The 17,997-nt window shown below is 72.7% G+C and carries 17 protein-coding genes; 6 read left to right on the top strand and 11 right to left on the bottom strand.

Features of this window, described 5'->3' with window-relative positions:
- Window positions 1-22 precede the first annotated feature (22 nt).
- On the bottom strand, window positions 23-886 hold the full coding sequence (locus AB0M93_RS02790) for a LysR substrate-binding domain-containing protein (RefSeq protein WP_364267673.1): 864 nt from the start codon (window positions 884-886) through the stop codon (window positions 23-25).
- A gap of 146 nt (window positions 887-1,032) precedes the next feature.
- On the opposite strand from AB0M93_RS02790, the gene AB0M93_RS02785 reads away from it, so the two are divergent.
- From AB0M93_RS02785 to AB0M93_RS02760, 6 genes are all read left to right on the top strand, one after another.
- Window positions 1,033-1,893, top strand: a complete 861-nt coding sequence (locus tag AB0M93_RS02785; RefSeq protein ID WP_364267671.1) for an NAD-dependent epimerase/dehydratase family protein — start codon at window positions 1,033-1,035, stop codon at window positions 1,891-1,893.
- A gap of 106 nt (window positions 1,894-1,999) precedes the next feature.
- Entirely contained in the window at window positions 2,000-3,670 is a 1,671-nt protein-coding gene (locus AB0M93_RS02780; RefSeq protein WP_364267669.1) for an MOSC and FAD-binding oxidoreductase domain-containing protein, read from the top strand.
- A gap of 215 nt (window positions 3,671-3,885) precedes the next feature.
- A complete protein-coding gene (locus tag AB0M93_RS02775) occupies window positions 3,886-4,299 on the top strand; it encodes a cysteine/serine endopeptidase inhibitor (protein ID WP_364267667.1) in 414 nt (137 codons plus the stop codon).
- A 28-nt stretch (window positions 4,300-4,327) separates the two neighbouring features.
- Window positions 4,328-5,137, top strand: coding sequence for a glycoside hydrolase family protein (locus AB0M93_RS02770; RefSeq protein ID WP_364267665.1), 810 nt, complete (start codon window positions 4,328-4,330; stop codon window positions 5,135-5,137).
- Window positions 5,138-5,179: 42 nt separating this feature from the next.
- Window positions 5,180-5,932 carry a thaumatin family protein gene (locus tag AB0M93_RS02765; RefSeq protein ID WP_364267663.1) on the top strand — a complete coding sequence of 251 codons (753 nt, stop codon included), beginning with the start codon at window positions 5,180-5,182 and terminating at the stop codon, window positions 5,930-5,932.
- Between the two features lie 43 nt (window positions 5,933-5,975).
- Window positions 5,976-7,445 carry an amidase gene (locus tag AB0M93_RS02760; RefSeq protein WP_364267661.1) on the top strand — a complete coding sequence of 490 codons (1,470 nt, stop codon included), beginning with the start codon at window positions 5,976-5,978 and terminating at the stop codon, window positions 7,443-7,445.
- A gap of 12 nt (window positions 7,446-7,457) precedes the next feature.
- On the opposite strand, the gene AB0M93_RS02755 is transcribed toward AB0M93_RS02760, so the two are convergent.
- The 10 genes from AB0M93_RS02755 to AB0M93_RS02710 are packed head-to-tail and all read right to left on the bottom strand — an operon-like array spanning window position 7,458 to window position 17,918.
- The gene (locus AB0M93_RS02755; protein WP_364267659.1) at window positions 7,458-8,840 is read right to left on the bottom strand and encodes a DUF6351 family protein; all 1,383 of its coding nucleotides are present in this window, start codon (window positions 8,838-8,840) and stop codon (window positions 7,458-7,460) included.
- A gap of 12 nt (window positions 8,841-8,852) precedes the next feature.
- A complete protein-coding gene (locus AB0M93_RS02750; RefSeq protein ID WP_364267657.1) occupies window positions 8,853-9,785 on the bottom strand; it encodes a hypothetical protein in 933 nt (310 codons plus the stop codon).
- A gap of 29 nt (window positions 9,786-9,814) precedes the next feature.
- Window positions 9,815-10,729, bottom strand: a complete 915-nt coding sequence (locus AB0M93_RS02745; protein WP_364267655.1) for a transporter substrate-binding domain-containing protein — start codon at window positions 10,727-10,729, stop codon at window positions 9,815-9,817.
- 19 nt (window positions 10,730-10,748) lie between these two features.
- Window positions 10,749-11,972: a 2-hydroxyacyl-CoA dehydratase family protein gene (locus tag AB0M93_RS02740; protein WP_364267653.1), complete on the bottom strand. Its 1,224-nt coding sequence runs from the start codon at window positions 11,970-11,972 to the stop codon at window positions 10,749-10,751.
- On the bottom strand, window positions 11,969-12,979 hold the full coding sequence (locus tag AB0M93_RS02735) for a 2-hydroxyacyl-CoA dehydratase family protein (protein WP_364267651.1): 1,011 nt from the start codon (window positions 12,977-12,979) through the stop codon (window positions 11,969-11,971). Before AB0M93_RS02735 ends, AB0M93_RS02740 begins: the two co-directional genes overlap by 4 nt.
- The gene (locus tag AB0M93_RS02730) at window positions 12,976-14,214 is read right to left on the bottom strand and encodes a CoA transferase (RefSeq protein WP_364267649.1); all 1,239 of its coding nucleotides are present in this window, start codon (window positions 14,212-14,214) and stop codon (window positions 12,976-12,978) included. The genes AB0M93_RS02735 and AB0M93_RS02730 overlap by 4 nt, the downstream gene beginning before the upstream one ends.
- A complete protein-coding gene (locus tag AB0M93_RS02725) occupies window positions 14,211-15,350 on the bottom strand; it encodes a CapA family protein (protein ID WP_364267647.1) in 1,140 nt (379 codons plus the stop codon). Before AB0M93_RS02725 ends, AB0M93_RS02730 begins: the two co-directional genes overlap by 4 nt.
- Window positions 15,347-16,132, bottom strand: coding sequence for an amino acid ABC transporter ATP-binding protein (locus AB0M93_RS02720; RefSeq protein WP_364267645.1), 786 nt, complete (start codon window positions 16,130-16,132; stop codon window positions 15,347-15,349). Before AB0M93_RS02720 ends, AB0M93_RS02725 begins: the two co-directional genes overlap by 4 nt.
- Window positions 16,129-16,995, bottom strand: a complete 867-nt coding sequence (locus AB0M93_RS02715) for an amino acid ABC transporter permease (protein WP_364268903.1) — start codon at window positions 16,993-16,995, stop codon at window positions 16,129-16,131. Before AB0M93_RS02715 ends, AB0M93_RS02720 begins: the two co-directional genes overlap by 4 nt.
- Before the next feature lie 5 nt (window positions 16,996-17,000).
- Window positions 17,001-17,918, bottom strand: coding sequence for a transporter substrate-binding domain-containing protein (locus AB0M93_RS02710; RefSeq protein WP_364267643.1), 918 nt, complete (start codon window positions 17,916-17,918; stop codon window positions 17,001-17,003).
- Window positions 17,919-17,997: the final 79 nt, after the last annotated feature.

Below are 17,997 nucleotides of genomic sequence, written 5' to 3'. Positions count from 1 at the left end.
ACCCCCGGTCCGAACGCCGGGTTCAGGGCACCAGGCTCGCGGCCGCGGCGGCGAACGCGTCGATCAGCGAGGACCGGCGCGACGCGAGCCACGCCAGGCACACGCGGTTCGGCCCGATGTCCTCGACCGGGATGCCGATGATGTCCGGGCGGGTGTAGAACGTCGCCGTCGACAACGGGAGCACGCTGATCCCCGCTCCGGCCGCGACCAGCTCCAGTTTCTCTTCGACGCTGTGGATCCGCGGGACTTCGGGGCGCTCGGCCGCGCGCAGCTCGAGGGCGATGTCCCGCCATTCCGGGACGGCATCGGGGTCCTGCAGCAGGTGCTCGTCGGCGAGTTCGGCGACCGACACGGATTCCTTCCCGGCCAGCCGGTGGCCGGCGGGCACCATGACGACGCGGGGTTCGGTGAACAGCGGCCGGACGGTCAGCCCGCGCCGGTCGATCGGCAGCCGGACGATGCCCACGTCGACGCGGCCGTCGTGCAGGACTTCGACCTGGTCGTGCCAGCTGGTGCGCAGCAGCCGGACGCGGACGTCCGGCCGGTCGGCGGCCAGCACCCGCACCGCCGGCGTGACCACGATGCCCGGCATGAACCCGACCGTGAGCACCGGCGTCGCTTCGGCCGCGGCCGTGACCCGGCGGTGCACGGCTTCGGCCGCCGCCAGCAGGTCCCGGGCGTCCGCCAGGAGCTGTTCGCCCGCCGCGGTGAGGACCGTGCTGCGGCGGTCACGGACGAACAGGGCCGTCTTCAGCTCGGTCTCCAGGGCGCGGATCTGCCGCGACAGCGCGGGCTGGGCGACGTGCAGCCGCGCTGCGGCCCGCCCGAAGTGCAGCTCTTCGGCGACCGCCACGAAGTACCGCAGTTTCCGCAGGTCGAAGTCCACGTCGGCGCACCTCCCGGTCCGGTCCGCCCCATCATCGCAGCTCGGTGATGCCGCCCGGGCATCACAGCGCGCGGAACGGGTCTTGGACGCGCCGCGGGTGCCCGGGTCACCGTGGAAGAGCAACGGAACACGGCGAAGGGACAGCGATGAAGATCTTCCTCACGGGCGGTTCGGGCTACATCGGCCGCGCGACGATCGGCGAGCTGGTGCGGCTCGGGCACACCGTCGAGGCACTCGCCCGCAGCGAACGCGCCGAGGCCGCGGTCGCCGCCGCCGGGGCGACGCCGGTGCGTGGCGGCCTGACCGACCTCGGTGTGCTCAACCACGCGGCCGCGCACGCGGAAGCCGTGATCCACCTCGCGCAGGCCACGACGGGCGAGGAGGACCTGGCGGCGGCCACCGCGATGCAGGACGGCGTCGGCGGCGGCACCTACGTGCACACCGGCGGCAGCTGGGTCTACGGCGACACCGACGGCCTCCAGGACGAGAGCGCCCCGTGGAACCCGCCGGCCATCGTGGCGTGGCGCCGAGCGGCCGAGGACGCGGTGCTGGCCCGGGCGGGCAGCGGCGGCCGCCCGGTGATCGTGCAGCCGGGCCTGCTCTTCGGCGGCGACAACCGCCTGATCGACCTGTTCTTCGTCCGGCCGGGCCGGGAGAGCGGCGCGATCCCGTACATCGGCGACGGTGGCAACCACTGGGCCCTGATCCACCTCGACGACCTGGCCCGCCTGTACGCGGCGGCGCTGTCGGCTCCGGCGGGCTCGGTGTACCTCGGCGTGGGCGGGGTCAACCCGACGGCGAGGGAGGTCGCCGAGGCGTGCGCGCACGCCGCCGGACTGGCCGGGAAGACCGTCTCCGTCACTCTCGAGCAAGCCCGCGAGCAGATGGGCCCGATCGCCGACGCGTTCGCCCTCGACCAGCAGCTGACGTCGGCCAAAGCCCAGCGTGAGCTGGGCTGGACGCCCGGGCACCCCGACCCGGTGAGCGAGCTCGCCGCCGGATCGTGAGGCTTCTCTGCCGCAGAAGAACACCACCCCGGGTCCGCTGGTGTTCGATGGGGTGTGCGGCGGCCGGTCGAAGGCCGGGCGCCGCGGACCGGAGGAGGCGACCGCCATGGCCCGCTTGGTGTCCCTGAACGTCGGACTGCCCCGGGACGTGCCCTGGCAGGGCCGGACCGTCCACACGGGAATCTTCAAGTACCCCGTCACGGGCCCGCGGCTGGTCCGCCGGCTCAACATCGACGGCGACGGCCAGGGCGACCTGGGCGGCCACGGCGGCGAGAACCGCGCGGTGCTGGTGTACCAGCGCCAGTCCTACGAGCACTGGCGGCGGTTCCTCGGCCGCGACGACCTCGAAGACGGCCACTTCGGCGAGAACTTCACCGTCGACGGCCTGCCCGACGACGAGGTGCACATCGGCGACCGGTACCGCATCGGCGAGGCCGAGTTCGAGGTCACCCAGCCACGCGTCACGTGCTTCCGCGTCGGGATGCGCCTCGGCGAGCCGCGGATGCCCGCTCTCCTGGTGGCGCACCACCGGCCCGGCTTCTACCTGCGGGTCGTCACCGAAGGCCACGTCCAGGCCGGCGACGAGATCGTCCGCACCCGGACCGGCAGGCACGAGCTGAGCGTCGCCGGCACCGACGCACTCCTCTACCTGCCGGACCGCGACCGGGACACGCTGCGCAAGGCCCTCGACATCCCCGCGCTCAGCCCCGGGTGGCAGGGGTCGTTCCGGGACCTGCTGGCCGCGCAGGAACCGCCGGCACCCCGGGGCTGGCGCGGCTTCCGGCCGCTGCGCGTCGCCCGGGTGGTGGCCGAGAGCACGACCGTGGCCTCCCTCCACCTCGTCGCCGAGGACGGCGCGCCGCTCCCCCGGCCCGAGCCGGGCCAGTATTTGACGCTGCGGGTGGCCGGCGCCGGCGACCCGGCACCGGTCCGCAGCTATTCGCTGTCGGCAACGCCTTCGGACCGCGAGTACCGCATCAGTGTCAAACGGGACGGGCTGGTCAGCAGCTACCTCCACACGCGGCTGGCGGCCGGCGCGGTCGTGGACGTCGCGGCACCGCGGGGCGACTTCGTCCTGACCGACGACGACCGCCCCGTGGTCCTCGTGTCCGCGGGCATCGGTGTGACGCCGGTCCTGGCCATGCTGCACGCCCTCGCCGCGAACCGGACCGCCCGGGAGGTCTGGTGGCTGCACACCACCCGGACCGCCGCCGAACACGCGTTCGCCGAAGAGGCGCACGACCTGCTGGCGAGCCTTCCGCACGGCCACGAGCACGTCCACTACACCGCGGAGCACGGCCGGCTGACGCGCGAGACGCTGTCGGACCTTCCGGTCGACGGCACCGTCTACCTGTGCGGACCGGACGCCTTCATGACGGCGGTGCGAGAGTCCCTGGTGTCCCTGGGGTTCGACCCGAGCCGTGTCCACAGTGAACTCTTCGGCGGCGTCTCCGCGATCAACCCGGGCCTCACCGGCGTCGTCCGGAAGACCCCGCATCCCCCGTCCGGTGCCGCGGGGACGGGACCCGCGGTCACGTTCGCCCGCAGCGGGCTCACCGCGGCGTGGAACGACGGCTACCCGAGCCTGCTCGAGTTCGCCGAGGCGTGCGACGTGCCGACGCGCTGGTCGTGCCGCACCGGCGTCTGCCACACCTGCGTCACCCCGGTGCTTTCCGGCGACGTGCGCTACGACCCCGACCCGCTCGAACTCCCGGCGCCCGGCGAAGCACTCGTCTGCTGCGCCCAGCCGCGAGACGACATCGTCCTCGACCTCTGACGCCACGATTTCAGGAATTCCGGACGAGCGCGGCAATCGATTTCGAATTGACTGATTCGCCGCCCGTTGTCAACGTTGACAGCCGATCTTGTCCGGACAATTCTTTGTCATAGCGGGGTATTGCGCGAAGCAGTACTATCTGGCGCGGCACCAGGGAAAACCCGGAAGCCCGTGCTGCACCCGAGCACGTCCGGAACACCAGGGAAAGGAACGGAATGCGCAAGACCATCAAATCTCTCGCCGTGCTGGCCACCGCCGCCGCACTTCCCCTGACGACGAGCGGCACGGCCTGGGCCGACATTCCTTTCGACCAGCCCGTCAACGGGCGCGCCACCTACTACAACGACGCCGGTTTCGGCGCCTGCGGCACGCAGATCGACGCCGCCACCCAGATGCTCGTCGCGGCGCCGGCCGCGTACTGGACCACGGCCAACCCGAACAACGACCCGTTGTGCCAGGGCGTGTCCATCCGGGTGTCCTACAACGGGCGGACCCTCACCCTGCCCGTGGTCGACAAGTGCCCGAGCTGCGACAGCGCGCACATCGACCTCAGCGCGCCGGCGTTCGCCCAGCTCGCGGACCCCGGTCTGGGCAACATCCCGGTGACCTGGACGTTCGTGCGCTCGTGACCAGCGTCGGCGCACCGGAGGAAGTGGTATGAACCAGTTCAGGAAACTCCTGGCCGTCGTGATCGTCGCCGTCACCGTCGCCGCGGGCCTGAGCGCCCCGGCGACGGCGGCCGGCACCAAGAAGGGCGTCACTGCGGCCGCCTTCTCCGGCGTGACCACCGCGCTCGGCGACGTCGGTGCCCGGTGGTTCTACACCTGGGCGTCGGACCCCCAGGGCATCACCGCGCCCGCCGGGACGGAGTTCGTCCCGATGATCTGGGGCCGCGACTCCGTCAACGCCGCCCAGCTGCAGCAGGCGAAGGCGGCCGGCAGCACCCTGCTCGCGTTCAACGAACCGGACCTGGCCGGCCAGGCCGACATGCCGGTCGAGACGGCGCTCGACCTGTGGCCGCAGCTGCAGGCCACGGGCATGCGGCTGGGCGCACCGGCGGTGGCCTACGGCGGGGACACCCCCGGCGGCTGGCTCGACCGGTTCATGAGCGGCGCGGCCGCGCGCGGCTACCGCGTCGACTTCATCCCGCTGCACTGGTACGGCGGGGACTTCTCGACCGCCGCGACCGGGCAGCTGCAGTCCTACCTGCAGGCCGTCCACAACCGCTACCACCTGCCGATCTGGGTCACCGAATACGCGCTGACCGACTTCTCCGGCCCCACCCCGCGGTACCCGTCCGCGGCCGAGCAGGCCGACTTCGTCAGCCGGTCCACGGCGATGCTGAACGGGCTGTCGTTCGTCGAGCGCTACGCCTGGTTCTCGCTGTCGACGTCGACCACCCCGACCGGGCTCTACACCGGCACGACGCCGAACGCCAGCGGCGTCGCCTACCGGGCCGCCGGCTGATCCTCTCCCCCAACCACGGAACCGAACGGAGGTCGAACCCGGATGTTCAAGCGCCTCTTCGCCGTCGCCGCGGCGATCGTGGTCGCGCTGACCGCGAGCACGTCGTCGACACCCGCCGCGGCGGCGGGCAACCACACCGTCACGTTCGTGAACCACTCCGGCCAAACCGTCTGGCTGGGCAGCACCGTCAACGCCGACCAGTCGGTCAACTTCGCGAGCCTGCCGACGCTGGCGGACGGGCAGTCGGCGACCGTCACGGTCCCCGAGACCTCGTTCCCCGGCCACTGGCGCGGGAAGTTCTTCGCCCGGCAAGGGTGCACGGGCACCTCGGGTCGCGACTTCCACTGCGTGGTCGGCGACTGCGGCGTCTACGCCGACCACTGCGCGACCGGGGAACAGCCGGCCAGCCTGGCCGAGTTCAACTTCGACACCGCCGACGGCCTCGCGCCGTGGTACGACGTCAGCTACGTCAACGCGTTCTCCCTGCCGATCACGATCGAGCCGGTCAACGCGGTCGTGCCGCCGGGTTCGGCTTCGTGCGGTACGGCCGGTTGCCCGGAGGGCCTGCTGTCCTACTGCCCGGCCGAAGACCGGCAGTACTCCCCGGGCGGCGCGCTGATCAACTGCGTCAACCCGAACCGCGACGCCCCCACGAGCTACAGCGACGCGATCAAGGCGCACTGCCCGAAGGCCTACGCCTGGTCCAAGCAGGACACCGAGCCGGGCAACCAGACGATGTACCAGTGCGCGTCCTGCAGCGGCTTCACGATCACCTTCAACCACGGTTCGCAGTAACCGTCCCGGACCGGAACGCGCGTCCATGGGGCAGGATCGCCCCATGGACGACTACCCGGACCACGACGCCGTGAGCCTGGCCGCGCTGGTCCGCGACGGGCACGTCACGCCGGCCGAACTGCTCGAAGCGGCCCGCGCCCGGCTGGCGCAGGTCAACCCGCGGCTCAACGCCGTCGTGCGGGAGCTGGAGCCGCCCGCGCGGGCGCCGGACGGTCCCTTCGCCGGGGTCCCGTTCCTGATCAAGGACCTCCACCAGGACCTGGCCGGGACGCCCACCAGCGGCGGCTCCCGGTCGATGGCGGCGGTGCCCGCCGCCGAGACCAGCACCGTGGTCCAGCGCTGGCTCGACGCCGGCCTGGTCGTCTTCGGCAAGACCAACACGCCCGAATTCGGGGCCAAGGGCATCACCGAACCGCACCTGTTCGGGGCCGCCCGCAACCCCTGGAACACCGGCCACACCCCAGGTGGGTCCTCCGGCGGGGCGGCCGCCGCCGTCGCCGCCGGGATCGTGCCCTGCGCCGGCGCCAGCGACGGGGGCGGCTCCATCCGGATCCCGGCCTCGGCGTGCGGGCTGTTCGGGCTCAAGCCTTCGCGCGGGCTGATCCCGGCCGGGCCGTCCCGCGCCGAAGGGCTCGGCGGCACAGCCACCGACGGCGTCATCTCCCGCTCGGTCCGCGACACCGCGGCCATGCTCGACGTCCTCTCCGGCCCGACACCGCTCTCGCCCTACCTCGCCGCCGGTCCGGAGACCCCCTTCGCCGGCGAGGTCGGGCGCGACCCGGGACGGCTGCGCATCGCGTTGTGCACGGCCAGTGCCATCAACCCGGCTCCGCACCCCGAAGCCGTCGCCGCCGCGCACGCGGCCGGTGACCTGCTCGACGAACTCGGCCACGAGGTGGTGGAGCTGCCCACACAGCCGTTCGACGACGCCGCACTCGCCCGCGACTTCCTGACCAGCTGGTTCGTCAGCTGCGCGCACTCGATGGCCGAATGCAAGGCGGCGAGCGGCGCCGGCGACGCGGCCTTCGAACCCGACACCCGCACCATGGCCGCCCTCGGCCGGGCCACCAGCCCGGTCGACCTGGTGCGCGCCATCGAACGGCGCCACGAGCACACCCGGCGGCTCGCCGCGTTCCACGAGTCCTACGACCTCCTGCTCACCCCGGCGACGGCCACCCCACCGCCCCGGATCGGGGCGTTCGACTCCCCGGCGCCCTTGCGCGCGGCGCAGAGGGCCCTGCTCGCCGCCGGGGCGGCCGGCCTGCTGCGGCACACGCCCGTGGTGGAACGGCTGATCTCCGACAACCTCGGCTGGGTGCCCTACACGCAGCTCGCGAACCTCACCGGACGCCCCGCGATGAGCGTGCCGCTGCACTGGACCCCGGACGGACTGCCGATCGGCGCCCAGTTCGTCGGCAGGCTCGGCGCCGACGGCGTCCTGCTGCGGCTGGCGGGTCAGCTCGAACGGGCCCGGCCGTGGGCGGACCGCCGGCCACCGCTGGACCAGGTGTGACGTCCGGGGACTTCACCCCGGTGTCCCGGCCGGGTATCGCCGGTTGAAGTGCGGCGGCAGGTAGCTCAGGTACCGGCCGGAGGTGCCGTCCACCTCCGCCGCCAGGCGGTTCAGTGTGGCCGGTGCCGTGTCCGGCCAGTGCCCGGTCCGCAGCCTCGTCAGCATCCGGTCGACCGCGGCCTGCTGTTCGCCGGTGGTGTACGTGCAGTGCCCGGCCGTCCGGACGTACGTCTGCCGGAGCAGGGACGCGTGACCCGCCTCGCGGACCAGGGCGCCGTAGGACTGCTGCTGCGCGACGGTGGAGATCTGGTCGCCGGTGCCGTTGACCGTCAGCACCGGGATCCGCAGGTCACCGGTGAACACGATGCCCCGCTGCAGGTAGGCGACGGCGGCGGGCTCGGCGGCGACGCGGGGTTCGGCGGCGAGGCGGGCGAGGTCGGCGCGCAGGTCGAGGCCCGCTCGGGAGTACAGCCGCCGGACCGCGTTCCGCTGCTCCGGTGCCGCCGAAGCGAGCTGGCGCGCGTAGTCCACGCCCGTGTTCCACGACGGGTTCCCGCCCGCCAGCTGCTCGATCGCCCGCCGGCTGCTGACCGCCTGCCCGAGGTAGGGCAGCGGGCCGCCCGCCAGCGCCAGGAACATCCCCTGCTCGACGCCGTCGGCGTCCCGGCCGTCCGGCACCGGGGTCGGCGTGCCGTCGGGAGCCAGGCCCCAGCCCGGCACCTGCCCGATCGCCGCCGCCAGCGCGATGCGGGCCTTCCCGGCCGCAGTCGCCTGGGCCGCCCGCATCGCCGCGAGCCACTGCTGCTGCGTCCCCGGCACGTCGGCCGGGATGCCGGTCACCGGCAGGGCCGAGTCGCGGAACAGCAGCGTCTTCAACGTGAAGACGGTGTCGAGCTTCTGGTTCCACTGCCCCACCGCCCCGCCGAGGCCGCCGCACATCGGGATCGCCGCGGCGAACCGGCCGGGGTACACCTGCGCGACGCCCGCGGCGACCATCCCGCCCATCGAGCGGCCCTCGGCGATCGCGTACCGGGCCCGGCCGAACGCGGCTTCGAAGCGGCCGAGCGCCGCCGCCTGGTTGTCGATGGCCCCCGCGATGTTCCAGCCGGTGATCGTGCGCGTGGTGCCACCCACCGCGTAACCGCGCTGCAGCAGGCTCGCGGTGAGCGGGCTCGCCAGGCCGCCGGCGGCGAAGTCGAGGTCCACCAGCACCGCGCCGTTCCACCGGCCCGGTTTGGCGAAGGTGTAGGGCGTTCCGTCGGCCAGCTGCCCGTCGGTGCACCGTGCGGCCGCGACCGGGTCGGGGCACGGCTTCCCGCCTTCCGCCGCGTGGGCGGTCGCAGGCACCCCGGCCGCGAGGATCGCGATGAGGACCAGGCCCGGGAATCTCTTCATGGAACGCTCCTGTCAGAAGTTCTTGCTGGTGACGGTCCAGCCCGGCGTGGCGCACAGGCCGCAGCCGGCACCGAGGAAGTAGCCGCGCGCGGTGCGGTTGCCGTTGAGGGTGAAGTCGAACCAGGCGGTCAGGACCCGGACGGCTTCCTCGCGGACGCTCGGATCGGGGTTGCCGGCCCGCTGGCCGTAGACGAAGCCGGTGTGGCCCGCGGCCGGGTTGGTCGCCCGGACCGCCGGCACGGTGACGAGGTCGTAGTTCGCCCCGCTGTTGGCGTAGGCGACGTCGTCCGGGCCGCCGTCGACGAACAGCGTGGGCGTGTGCAGCTTCCGCAGGTTCTCCCGGCCGTAGCCGAGGGTGCCGTCGGCGAAGAACCCGCTGTCGAGCGACAGCACCGACTTCACCCGGGGGTCCGCACCGGCGACGAGGGCTTCGATGCCGCCGCACGAGTGGCCGGCGACGCCGATCCGGCGGGGATCGAGCCGGTTCCACAGGGCGCTCCCCCGGCGGCCGTTCTCCCGCTCGGCCCAGGTGATCGCGTCGGTGATCACCTTCGGCTCGGGGCTGCCGTTCTCCGTCAGCGCCGGCTCGTCGAACCCGCCGACGGCCACGACGACGAACCCGTGCGCGGCGAGCAGCGTCTCGACGGTCAGCAGCTCGTCGTTGCTCGTGTGGCGGCACGCGCCGTTGCCGAACACCACGACCGGCAGGCGGCCGCGCACCGCAGCCGGGTCCGCCGGCCGGTAGACGGTGTACTCGGCCGCGTAGTTCCCCGTCTCGGCCGCCGCTTCGCGGACCACCGGGTGGAACACCGCGGACGCGGGCGGGGCGGGCGGGGCGGCCGGGGCCGCGACTTCGGCCGCGGGAGAACCGGGGACGACGACCGCCGCCATCACCACGGCCAGGGCCGTCGCGGCGGCGACGAGGGCAGGCTTGAGCAATGCCATCGGAAGTCCTTTCCGGACAGTCGGCGGTTTCATCCGTGCGTGGCCACGTCGAAGACGGGCGCCGGAACCGAAACCTGGTTGAGTCCCCAGCGGGACATGATGGCCACATACGTGCCATCGCGGAAAAGTTCTTCGAACGCCTCTTGCAGGACCGGGCCCAGTTTCGACGACTTGGGCACGTACAACGCCAGGTTGTCCTTCGTCGCGCCCTGCGCTTCGGTCTGGGTGACGTACTTGTTCCCGCCTTGCCGCTGCGTGACGTCGATCGCCGCCGCCTCGGTCATCCCCGCGGCGTCCGCCCGGCCCGAGCGGGTGGCCAGCAACGTGGCGTCGGTGTCGTCCAGGCCGACGGTCCGCGTCGCCGGACGGTGGTTTTCCGTGCAGAACCGCGAAAGCTTGTCCAGCTGGTCTTCGACGACGCTGGCGGTCACCACCGCGACGCGCTTGCCGCAGAGGTCCTCGGGCCTGGTGATCCCGGCCGTCGACTCGACGGGGAACAGGTAGGCGGTACGGGTCGTCATCCAGGTGATCGTGTCGAACTGCTTTTCGCGCTCGGCGGTCGCCTTGACCGGGCCGTTGAACGCGTCGTACCGGTTGCCCAGCATGCCCTGCAGCGCCGCCGGGAGCCCGGCGACGACGATGGTCTGCGTCCTGACGCCGAGCACCTGGCCCAGCGCGGCCTGGAAGTCGGCGTCGATCCCGGTGACCGTCCCGTCCGGCGCGACCGTGCGGTAGGGCGGGTGGGAGTCACCGGCGAACCGGAGCACCCCGGCGTCCTTGACCGCCTGCGGCAGCGCGTCGTGCAGGGACTGCACCACCGGGAGGTTCGTCCCGGTGGCCAGCGTCGGCGAGCCGGCTCCGGCCGTGCACCCGGCGGCGGCCAGCCCGAGGGCCGCGGTCGCGAGGATCGCACTTCGGCTTCGGCGGCGAAGTGAAGATCGCACAAAACTCCTTTTCGGACCGTCACATCAGGGCATCGAGCCATTCGGTCATCCGCGCGGTCAGGTCTTCTCCCGTGCGGGCGTCGACGTTGTCGGCGTGCAGTTCCAGCACCGGGATGCCCGCGGCGCGCAGGGCGCGGGTGGTGAAGTAGCTTCCGCGGGCGTCGTCGGAAACGAGGTGCACGACGCCGTCGACGCCGTGGTGGCGCGCCTCCTTGACGTACCACTCGGCCGACCACGGCGGGGTGTAGAGCTGGTCGTTGAAGGCGGCGAAGCGGGCCGCCAGCGCGCGCAGCGGGTCGTCTCCGTAGCGCAGGTAGCCGTCGGCGGCGATGGCGAGGTACATGGACCAGACGAAAACCGCGCCGTGCGACTCCTGGAACCGCTGGTAGAAGCCGAGGTCGAACCACAGCCCGCGGCCGATCCACATCAGCCGCAGCCGCTCGTCGGGGCACACCGCGACGCCCGCGCCGATCCGGTCGCGCACCTCGTCGTGGAACGCGCGGGCGGCATCGCGCGCCCACTCGGTGCCGCGGTGCCACTGGGGCACCATGACGCTCGGGATGCCGTCGGTGACGGCGATCGGGCAGGGCCGGGCGGCGGCGATCAGGTCGCGGGTGCGCCGGTTCCATTCCTGCTGCTCGTTGACCAGCGCGAGGACCTCCCGGAACCGCGTCTCGGAGAACACCCGGCCGGTCGTCTGCTCGAGGTACCGGATCAGCCCGGTCAGCTCGCCGGTCAGCAGGTCGAGGCGGTCGCGGCCGATCGCCTCTTCCCAGCGGTGCGGCATGAGTTCCCACCACCGCTCCGGAACCTCGTTCTCCGCCGCGCTCTCCAGCGGGTAGTAGGTGACGCCGGGTTGCGCGTCCCACACGTCGAAGATCTTGCGGGACGCGTCGCCGGTGGTTTCGCCGAGCACGATCGACGGCGTCGGCAGGCCGCCCCACGGCGCCTGCGCGGGGTCGGTCTCGAAGGCCGACGCCAGCGAGGTGGCGCTGTACTGCTCGATGTAGTCGGGGTAGCCGCGTTCGCGGAGCAGGCCGAGGTAGCGCTGGGTCTGGCGCTTCGCCGCGACGATCGAGGCCCACCACTGGTTGACGACGTACGGGATGCCCATCGTGCGGAAGATCTCCTGCGGCGCGTCCGCGTTGACCAGCGCCAGCGGACCACCCTCGGCGCGCACCCGGGCGAACCACTCGCGCTGGTAGGCGGTCGCGGTGATCGCCGACGCCAGCCGGGCCGTCATGCCGCCGCTCCGGCCGGGACGAGCGCCGCCAGCGCCCCGGGAGTCAGCTCGCCGTACGGCTGCCGCTCGGCCAGGACCGCCCGCAGTCCGGTGGCGGCCCGCTGGTCCGGGAAGTCCCACGGCGGCGCGTCGTCGTGGACGCGCGCGTAGGAGAACAGGACTTCCGCGCCGCAGGCCCGGGCGGCCGCGGCGGTGTGCGCGGCGCGCTGCCGGATCGACGCGCGCGGCGCCGTCGGCCCGTTGTGCTGGTAGCGCTCGGCCAGCGCGAGTTCCGTCGGCGCCGCGCACGTGCGCGCGAAGAGCAGTTCACCCCAGTCGTGGTCCTCGCCCACGACGAGGAACCCGTTGCGCTCCAACGTTTCATAGACGTCCGGGGTGTCGTGGGAACTCCCGGTGAGGAACAGCCGCGCCCCTTCGGTCGCCCGCGGGTCGGCGGATACGCCGTCGACGAGCGCGATGGCTTCGGTGACCGGCAACGCGGTGGTCTCGGCGACGACTTCGAGGAACCGGGTGCCGCTCAACCGGTTTTCCCGGCGCAGCGCGGCGAGCCGGCCGAGCGACCGGCGCAGCGTGTCGTGCGCGGTGATGGCCGCGGCGAGGTCGTCGTCGCCGATGGGCCGCCACTGTCCCAGCCATGCGCGCAGCTGCGCGAGCTTCGCCTGGACGTACCGGGTGGTGGTGTAGTGCGGCAGGTGCAGGACGTCCACCAGCCGCACCGGCGGCAACCGCAGCTCCGGCTCCACCCGGTGCAGCTCCCGCAAGGCGTAGAACAGGCGCAGCGACGCTTCGCAGTCACGGGAGACGACGATGGCTTCCAGCGGCCCGTAGGCCCCGGTGAGGATCCGCGTCAGGATCGACCGGGCGACCGGGTCCACCCCGCGGCCGAGGTAGCGGTCGCCGGGCGTGCTGTCTTCGCCCGGCTTCCCGGTCAGCCGCAGGGGCCGCAGACCCGCCGCGGTGATCAGCTCGACCGGGACGTCGGCGCCGACGTACCCGACGGTGCTCAAATGACCGCCTCCGCCACCAAGTCCGCCAGCTGCTCTTCGGTGTAGCCGAGCAGCTCGCGGTAGACGTGTTCGTTGTGCTCCCCCAGGCCCGGCGCGGGCCGGTCGAGGGCGACGCGCGCGGCGGAGAACCGGATCGGCACGCCGGTTCCGGCCAGATCGGCCACCTCGCCGTGCCGCGGGTGCCGCAGCGGCACGACCTCCTCGCGCGCCAGCACCAGCGGGTCGCGGACGGCCTCGCGCGGCTCGCGGACCTCGGCCGCGGGCACCCCTTCGGCGGTGAACGCGGCGAGGATCTCCTCCAGGGACCGCTCACGGCACCATTCGCGGATCAGCTCGTGCAGTTCGTCGGCGGCCCGCACGCGTTGGTCGCGCGTGCGGTAGCGGTCGTCCGCGGCCAGTTCCGGCCGGCCGATCGCCCGCAGCACGCCGTGGGCGAAGGCGTCGGTCGGCGCGCAGAGGGCGACGTAACCGTCCCGAGCGGGCAGGATCCCGAACGGCGCCAGCCGCGGCACCATCGAGCCGGTGCGCTGCGGCAAGCCGACCGCCTCGAAGGCGTCGAAGGGCTCGCACGCGACCAGCGAGGTCAGCGCGCCGAGCATCGACACGTCCACGTGCTGGCCCTCGCCGGTGTGCTCGGCCTGCAGCAGCGCCGACACCGTGCCGACCACGGCGAACAGCGGGGCGAGCAGGTCGCCGATCGGCAGGCCGAACCGGACCGGCCCCTCGTCGGGCTCGCCGGCGGTCATCATCACCCCGCTCAGCGCCTGGATGATCGAGTCCATCGCCTTGCCCGAACCCGGGCCGCCCTGGGCGCCGAACCCGCTGATCGAGGTGTAGACGAGCCGCGGGTTGAGCTCCCGGACCCGGTCGTAGGAAATGCCGAGCCGCTCGGTGACGCCCGGGCTGTAGTTCTCGACCAGCACGTCCGCGTCGCGCACGAGGTCGGTGAAGACGGTCCGCGACCGCGGGTTCTTCAGGTCGAGCGTGACGCTCAGCTTGTTGCGGCCGCGCAGCAGCATCGACACCGAAAGGTCGTCGTCGTGGCGCCGGGCGAGGTTCAGCCCGTCACGGCCGACGTAGGGGGCGTTGTTGCGGGAGGAATCCCCGCCGGTGGCGGGGTTTTCGACCTTGATCACCGTGGCCCCGAGCCCGGCGAGCAGCAGCGTCGCGTACGGCCCGGCGAGCGCGGTGGTCAGGTCGATGACGGTGCGGCCGGCCAGTGGCTGGTCGGTCATGCGGGAACCCCCTCGGTGAGATCGACGAGCACCTCGGTGCCGCGGGTGGTGAACCGGCCGTTGAGCCGGGCCCCGCGGGTGATGTCTTCGACGTACTTCGTCACGGCCTCGCCTTCCGGAGTCCCGCCCACCGGGACCGGACGGCCGTGGTCGTCGATCCAGCAGGGCACGAAACCGGCCTCGCACAGCCCGGTCTCGTCGAAGCGGCAGAAGGCGATGGCGGTGTTGCGGCTTTCGGGGTGGAACGGGAAGAACGGCATATCCGGATCGGGTGCGAAGCCGTACAGCTTCGTCCGCCGCTCGGCCCACGCGCGCAGCTCGTCCGCGCCCACGCCCGCCCCCGGCGTCAGGGCGTGGGTGACCGTGGCGAAGTTGCCGAGCCCGTGGAAGATCGGCCGGCCCCGGTGGACTTCGATGCCGCGCATGATGTGCGGGTGGTGGGAGAACACCGCGTCGGCGCCGGCGTCGACCGCCGCGCGGGCGACCGGGCCTTCGTACATCGCGACGACGACCGGGGTGTGCCCGACGCCCTTGTGCAGCGACACGAGCACGACGTCGGCCTCGGCCCGCAGGCAGCGCACGTCTTCGGCCATCGCGTCCAGGCTCTCGGGATCGGCGAAGGTGTAGATCTTCGGCGGCCCGCCCGGGCTGGCGTGGTCGAGTTCGAAGTGGGTGAGGACGTGGACGTAGGCGCAGCCGGGCTTGCGGGAGGTCGCCCACGAATCGCGCGGGCCGACGCAGTTGTACGACAGCACGCCGATCCGCAGGCCGCCGCGGTCGACGATCGCCGGGCGCCGCGCTTCGGCGAGGTCGGCGCCGGCCCCGGCGGTGGCCATGCCCGCCGCCCGGGCGTGCGCGATCGTGTCGGCCAGGCCCTCGTCACCCGCGTCGCAGATGTGGTTGCCCGCCAGGGTGACCACCGCGAACCCGGCGGCGGCCACCGCCTTCAGCGCGGCCGGGTCGGCGGGCGGAGCGGGGACGTCGGTGCTGCGCTGGACCGTCGTCGTCGAGTGCGGGACTTCGACGTGCCCGATGGCCAGGTCCATCCCGCGCAGCACCGGCGCGGCCGGGGCGAGGAACGACTCCGGCTCCGGCTCGTCGAGGATGAGGTCGCCGACGGCGCCGACAGTGATCACGAAGCACTCTCCGTTTCGGACAGGTGACGGGACAGGAAGGCGCGCAGCCGGTCGGTCCGCGGCCGGGCGAACAGCTCGTGCGGCGGACCTTCTTCGACGATCCGGCCCGCCTCCATGAACACGCACCGGTCGGCCGCCTCGCGGGCGAACGCCATCTCGTGGGTGACGACGACCATCGTGGTGCCCGCCGCGGCGAGGTCCCGCAGCACGGCCAGCACCTCCTCGACCAGCTCCGGGTCGAGCGCGCTGGTGGGCTCGTCGAAGAGCATGACCCGCGGCCGCACCAGCACGGCGCGGGCGATGGCGACCCGCTGCTGCTGCCCGCCCGACAGCTGCCGCGGGTAGTGGTCCTCGCGCCCGGCCAGGCCGATGCGCTCGAGCAGGTCGCGGGCCTCCCGCTCCACAGTGGACCGATCGCGCCCGTGGACGCGGATCGCCGCGTCGGTCACGTTGCGCAGCACGGTGAACTGCGGGAAGAGGTTGAACTGCTGGAAGACCATGCTCATCCGGCGCCGCTGGGCGGCGATCCGCCGCTCGGTCAGCGCGCGCAGGCCGCCCGGCGAGCGCCGGTGGCCCAGCAGCTCGCCGTCGAGGTACATCGCGCCGCCGTCGACGGGTTCCAGCTGGTGGGCGCAGCGGACGAGCGTCGACTTGCCGGACCCCGACGGCCCGATCACCACGACCGTCTCCCCTTCGTGCACGTCCAGGCTCACCCCGGCCAGTGCGGTCACCGCACCGAACTCCTTGCGGACGTCGCTGATCCGCAGCACCGGGGCGCTCATCGGGCACTCCGGTGGCCGCGCGAGAACCGGCGTTCCAGGCGGCGCTGCCCGGCCGTCAGGACGGTGACCACGACCAGGTACCAGAAGCAGGCGACCAGCAGCATCGGGACGATCTCGTAGGTGCGGTTGTAGATCACCTGCACCGAGTGCAGCAGGTCCGACATCGCGATGACCGACACGAGCGCCGTTCCTTTGAGGACGTTGATGAACTGGCTGCCCGCGGGCGGGATGATCACGCGCATGGCCTGCGGCAGCACGATCCGGACCAGCGTCTGGCCCGGCGGGTAGCCCATCGCGCGTGCCGCGTCGCGCTGACCGGGGTCGACCGAGGACACCCCGGCGCGGAAGATCTCCGCGAGGTAGGCCGACTCGACGAGCGACAGGCCGATCACCGCGGCGGTCAGCGGCGTGATGACGGTGTTGGCGTCCCACGTCCCGAAGACCGGGCCGAACGGGATGCCGATCGACAGCTTCGGCAGCAGGTAGGCGAGGTTGAACCAGAAGATCAGCTGCACCAGCGGCGGGATGCCACGGAACAGGCCCACCCACAGCGTCGCCACCCACCGGGCCGGGCCGAACCCGCTCAGCTGCATGGCCGCGACCACCCCGCCGGCCAGCGAGCCGAGCACCATCGCCGCGACCGCCAGCAGCACGGTCGTGCCCAGCCCCGCCAGGACGCTCTTCTCGAAGAGGTACTTCGCCACGACGTCCCACTGGAACCGCGGGTTGCCGACGAGGAAAACCACCAGCTGCGCGGTGAGGACGGCCAGGACGAGCACGAACAGCCAGCGCAGCGGCCGGAAGCGGCCGCGGGACGCGGCGACGTCGTCGCGCGCCGCCGTCGTCTCCTCCACAGTGGACATCGCGGTCATTTCGCCGACGCCGCGTCGAACACCGGTTGCTGCACCGTGACGTCGTCCAGGCCCCACTGGTGCATGATCCGGGTGTAGGTGCCGTTGCGGAACAGCTCCTCGAAGGCCTTCTGCAGCACCGGGCCGAGCTTCGCGGACTTCGGCGTGTAGAGCGCCAGGTTGTCCTTCGTGGCGCCCTGTTCCTCGGTCTGCGTCACGTATTCGTACTGCCCCTTCTGCTGGGTGGTCACGTCGATCGCGGCGGCCTGGGTCATCCCGGCGGCCTCCGCGCGGCCGGACTTCGCGGCCAGCAGCGTCGCGTTCGTGTCGTCGAGGCCGACCACCTGCACGGCGGGACGATGTGCGCGTTCACAGAAGGCGGACAGCTTGCCCAGCTGGTCCTCCACGACGCTCGCCGTCACCACCGCGACCCGCTTGCCGCACAGGTCGCCGGCCTGCTTGACGCCGGCGGCGGAGCCCGTGGGGACCACGTACGAGGTGCGCGTGGTCATCCAGGTGACGGTGTCGAACTGCTTCTCGCGCTCGGCGGTGGCTTTCACCGGGCCGTTGAAGGCGTCGTACCGGCCGCTCAGCATGCCCTGCAGGGCGGCCGGGAGACCGCTGACGATCGTGGTTTCCGTGCGCACGCCCAGGAGCTGGCCGAGCGCCTGCTGGAAGTCGTGGTCGATGCCGGTGACCGTCTTGCCGTCCGGGCCGACCGTGCGGTAGGGCGGGTGCGAGTCGCCGGCGAAGCGGAGGACGCCGGCGTCCTTGACTGCCTGCGGCAGCTGGTCGTGCAGGGCCGCGTCGGCGGTGAGGGCCGCGGCCGTGGGCGCGGTGGCGGCGCCGTCGTCGACCGTGCACCCGGCCAGCGCAAGACCCGCGACGGCCGCGGCGAGCGTGCTTCGACGCCATTGACGAAGTGAGGAACCCATGTCGTTTTCTTCCTGCGGAGGCCGTCCGGAGCGGATGGCGCGGGAACCTGGGAGAACGATTGGTTGCTATCTGGGCGCC

The organism is Amycolatopsis sp. NPDC051102 (genome assembly GCF_040682815.1).
GTDB lineage: Bacteria > Actinomycetota > Actinomycetes > Mycobacteriales > Pseudonocardiaceae > Amycolatopsis.
This window is presented reverse-complemented; position numbering and strand designations above follow the sequence as displayed.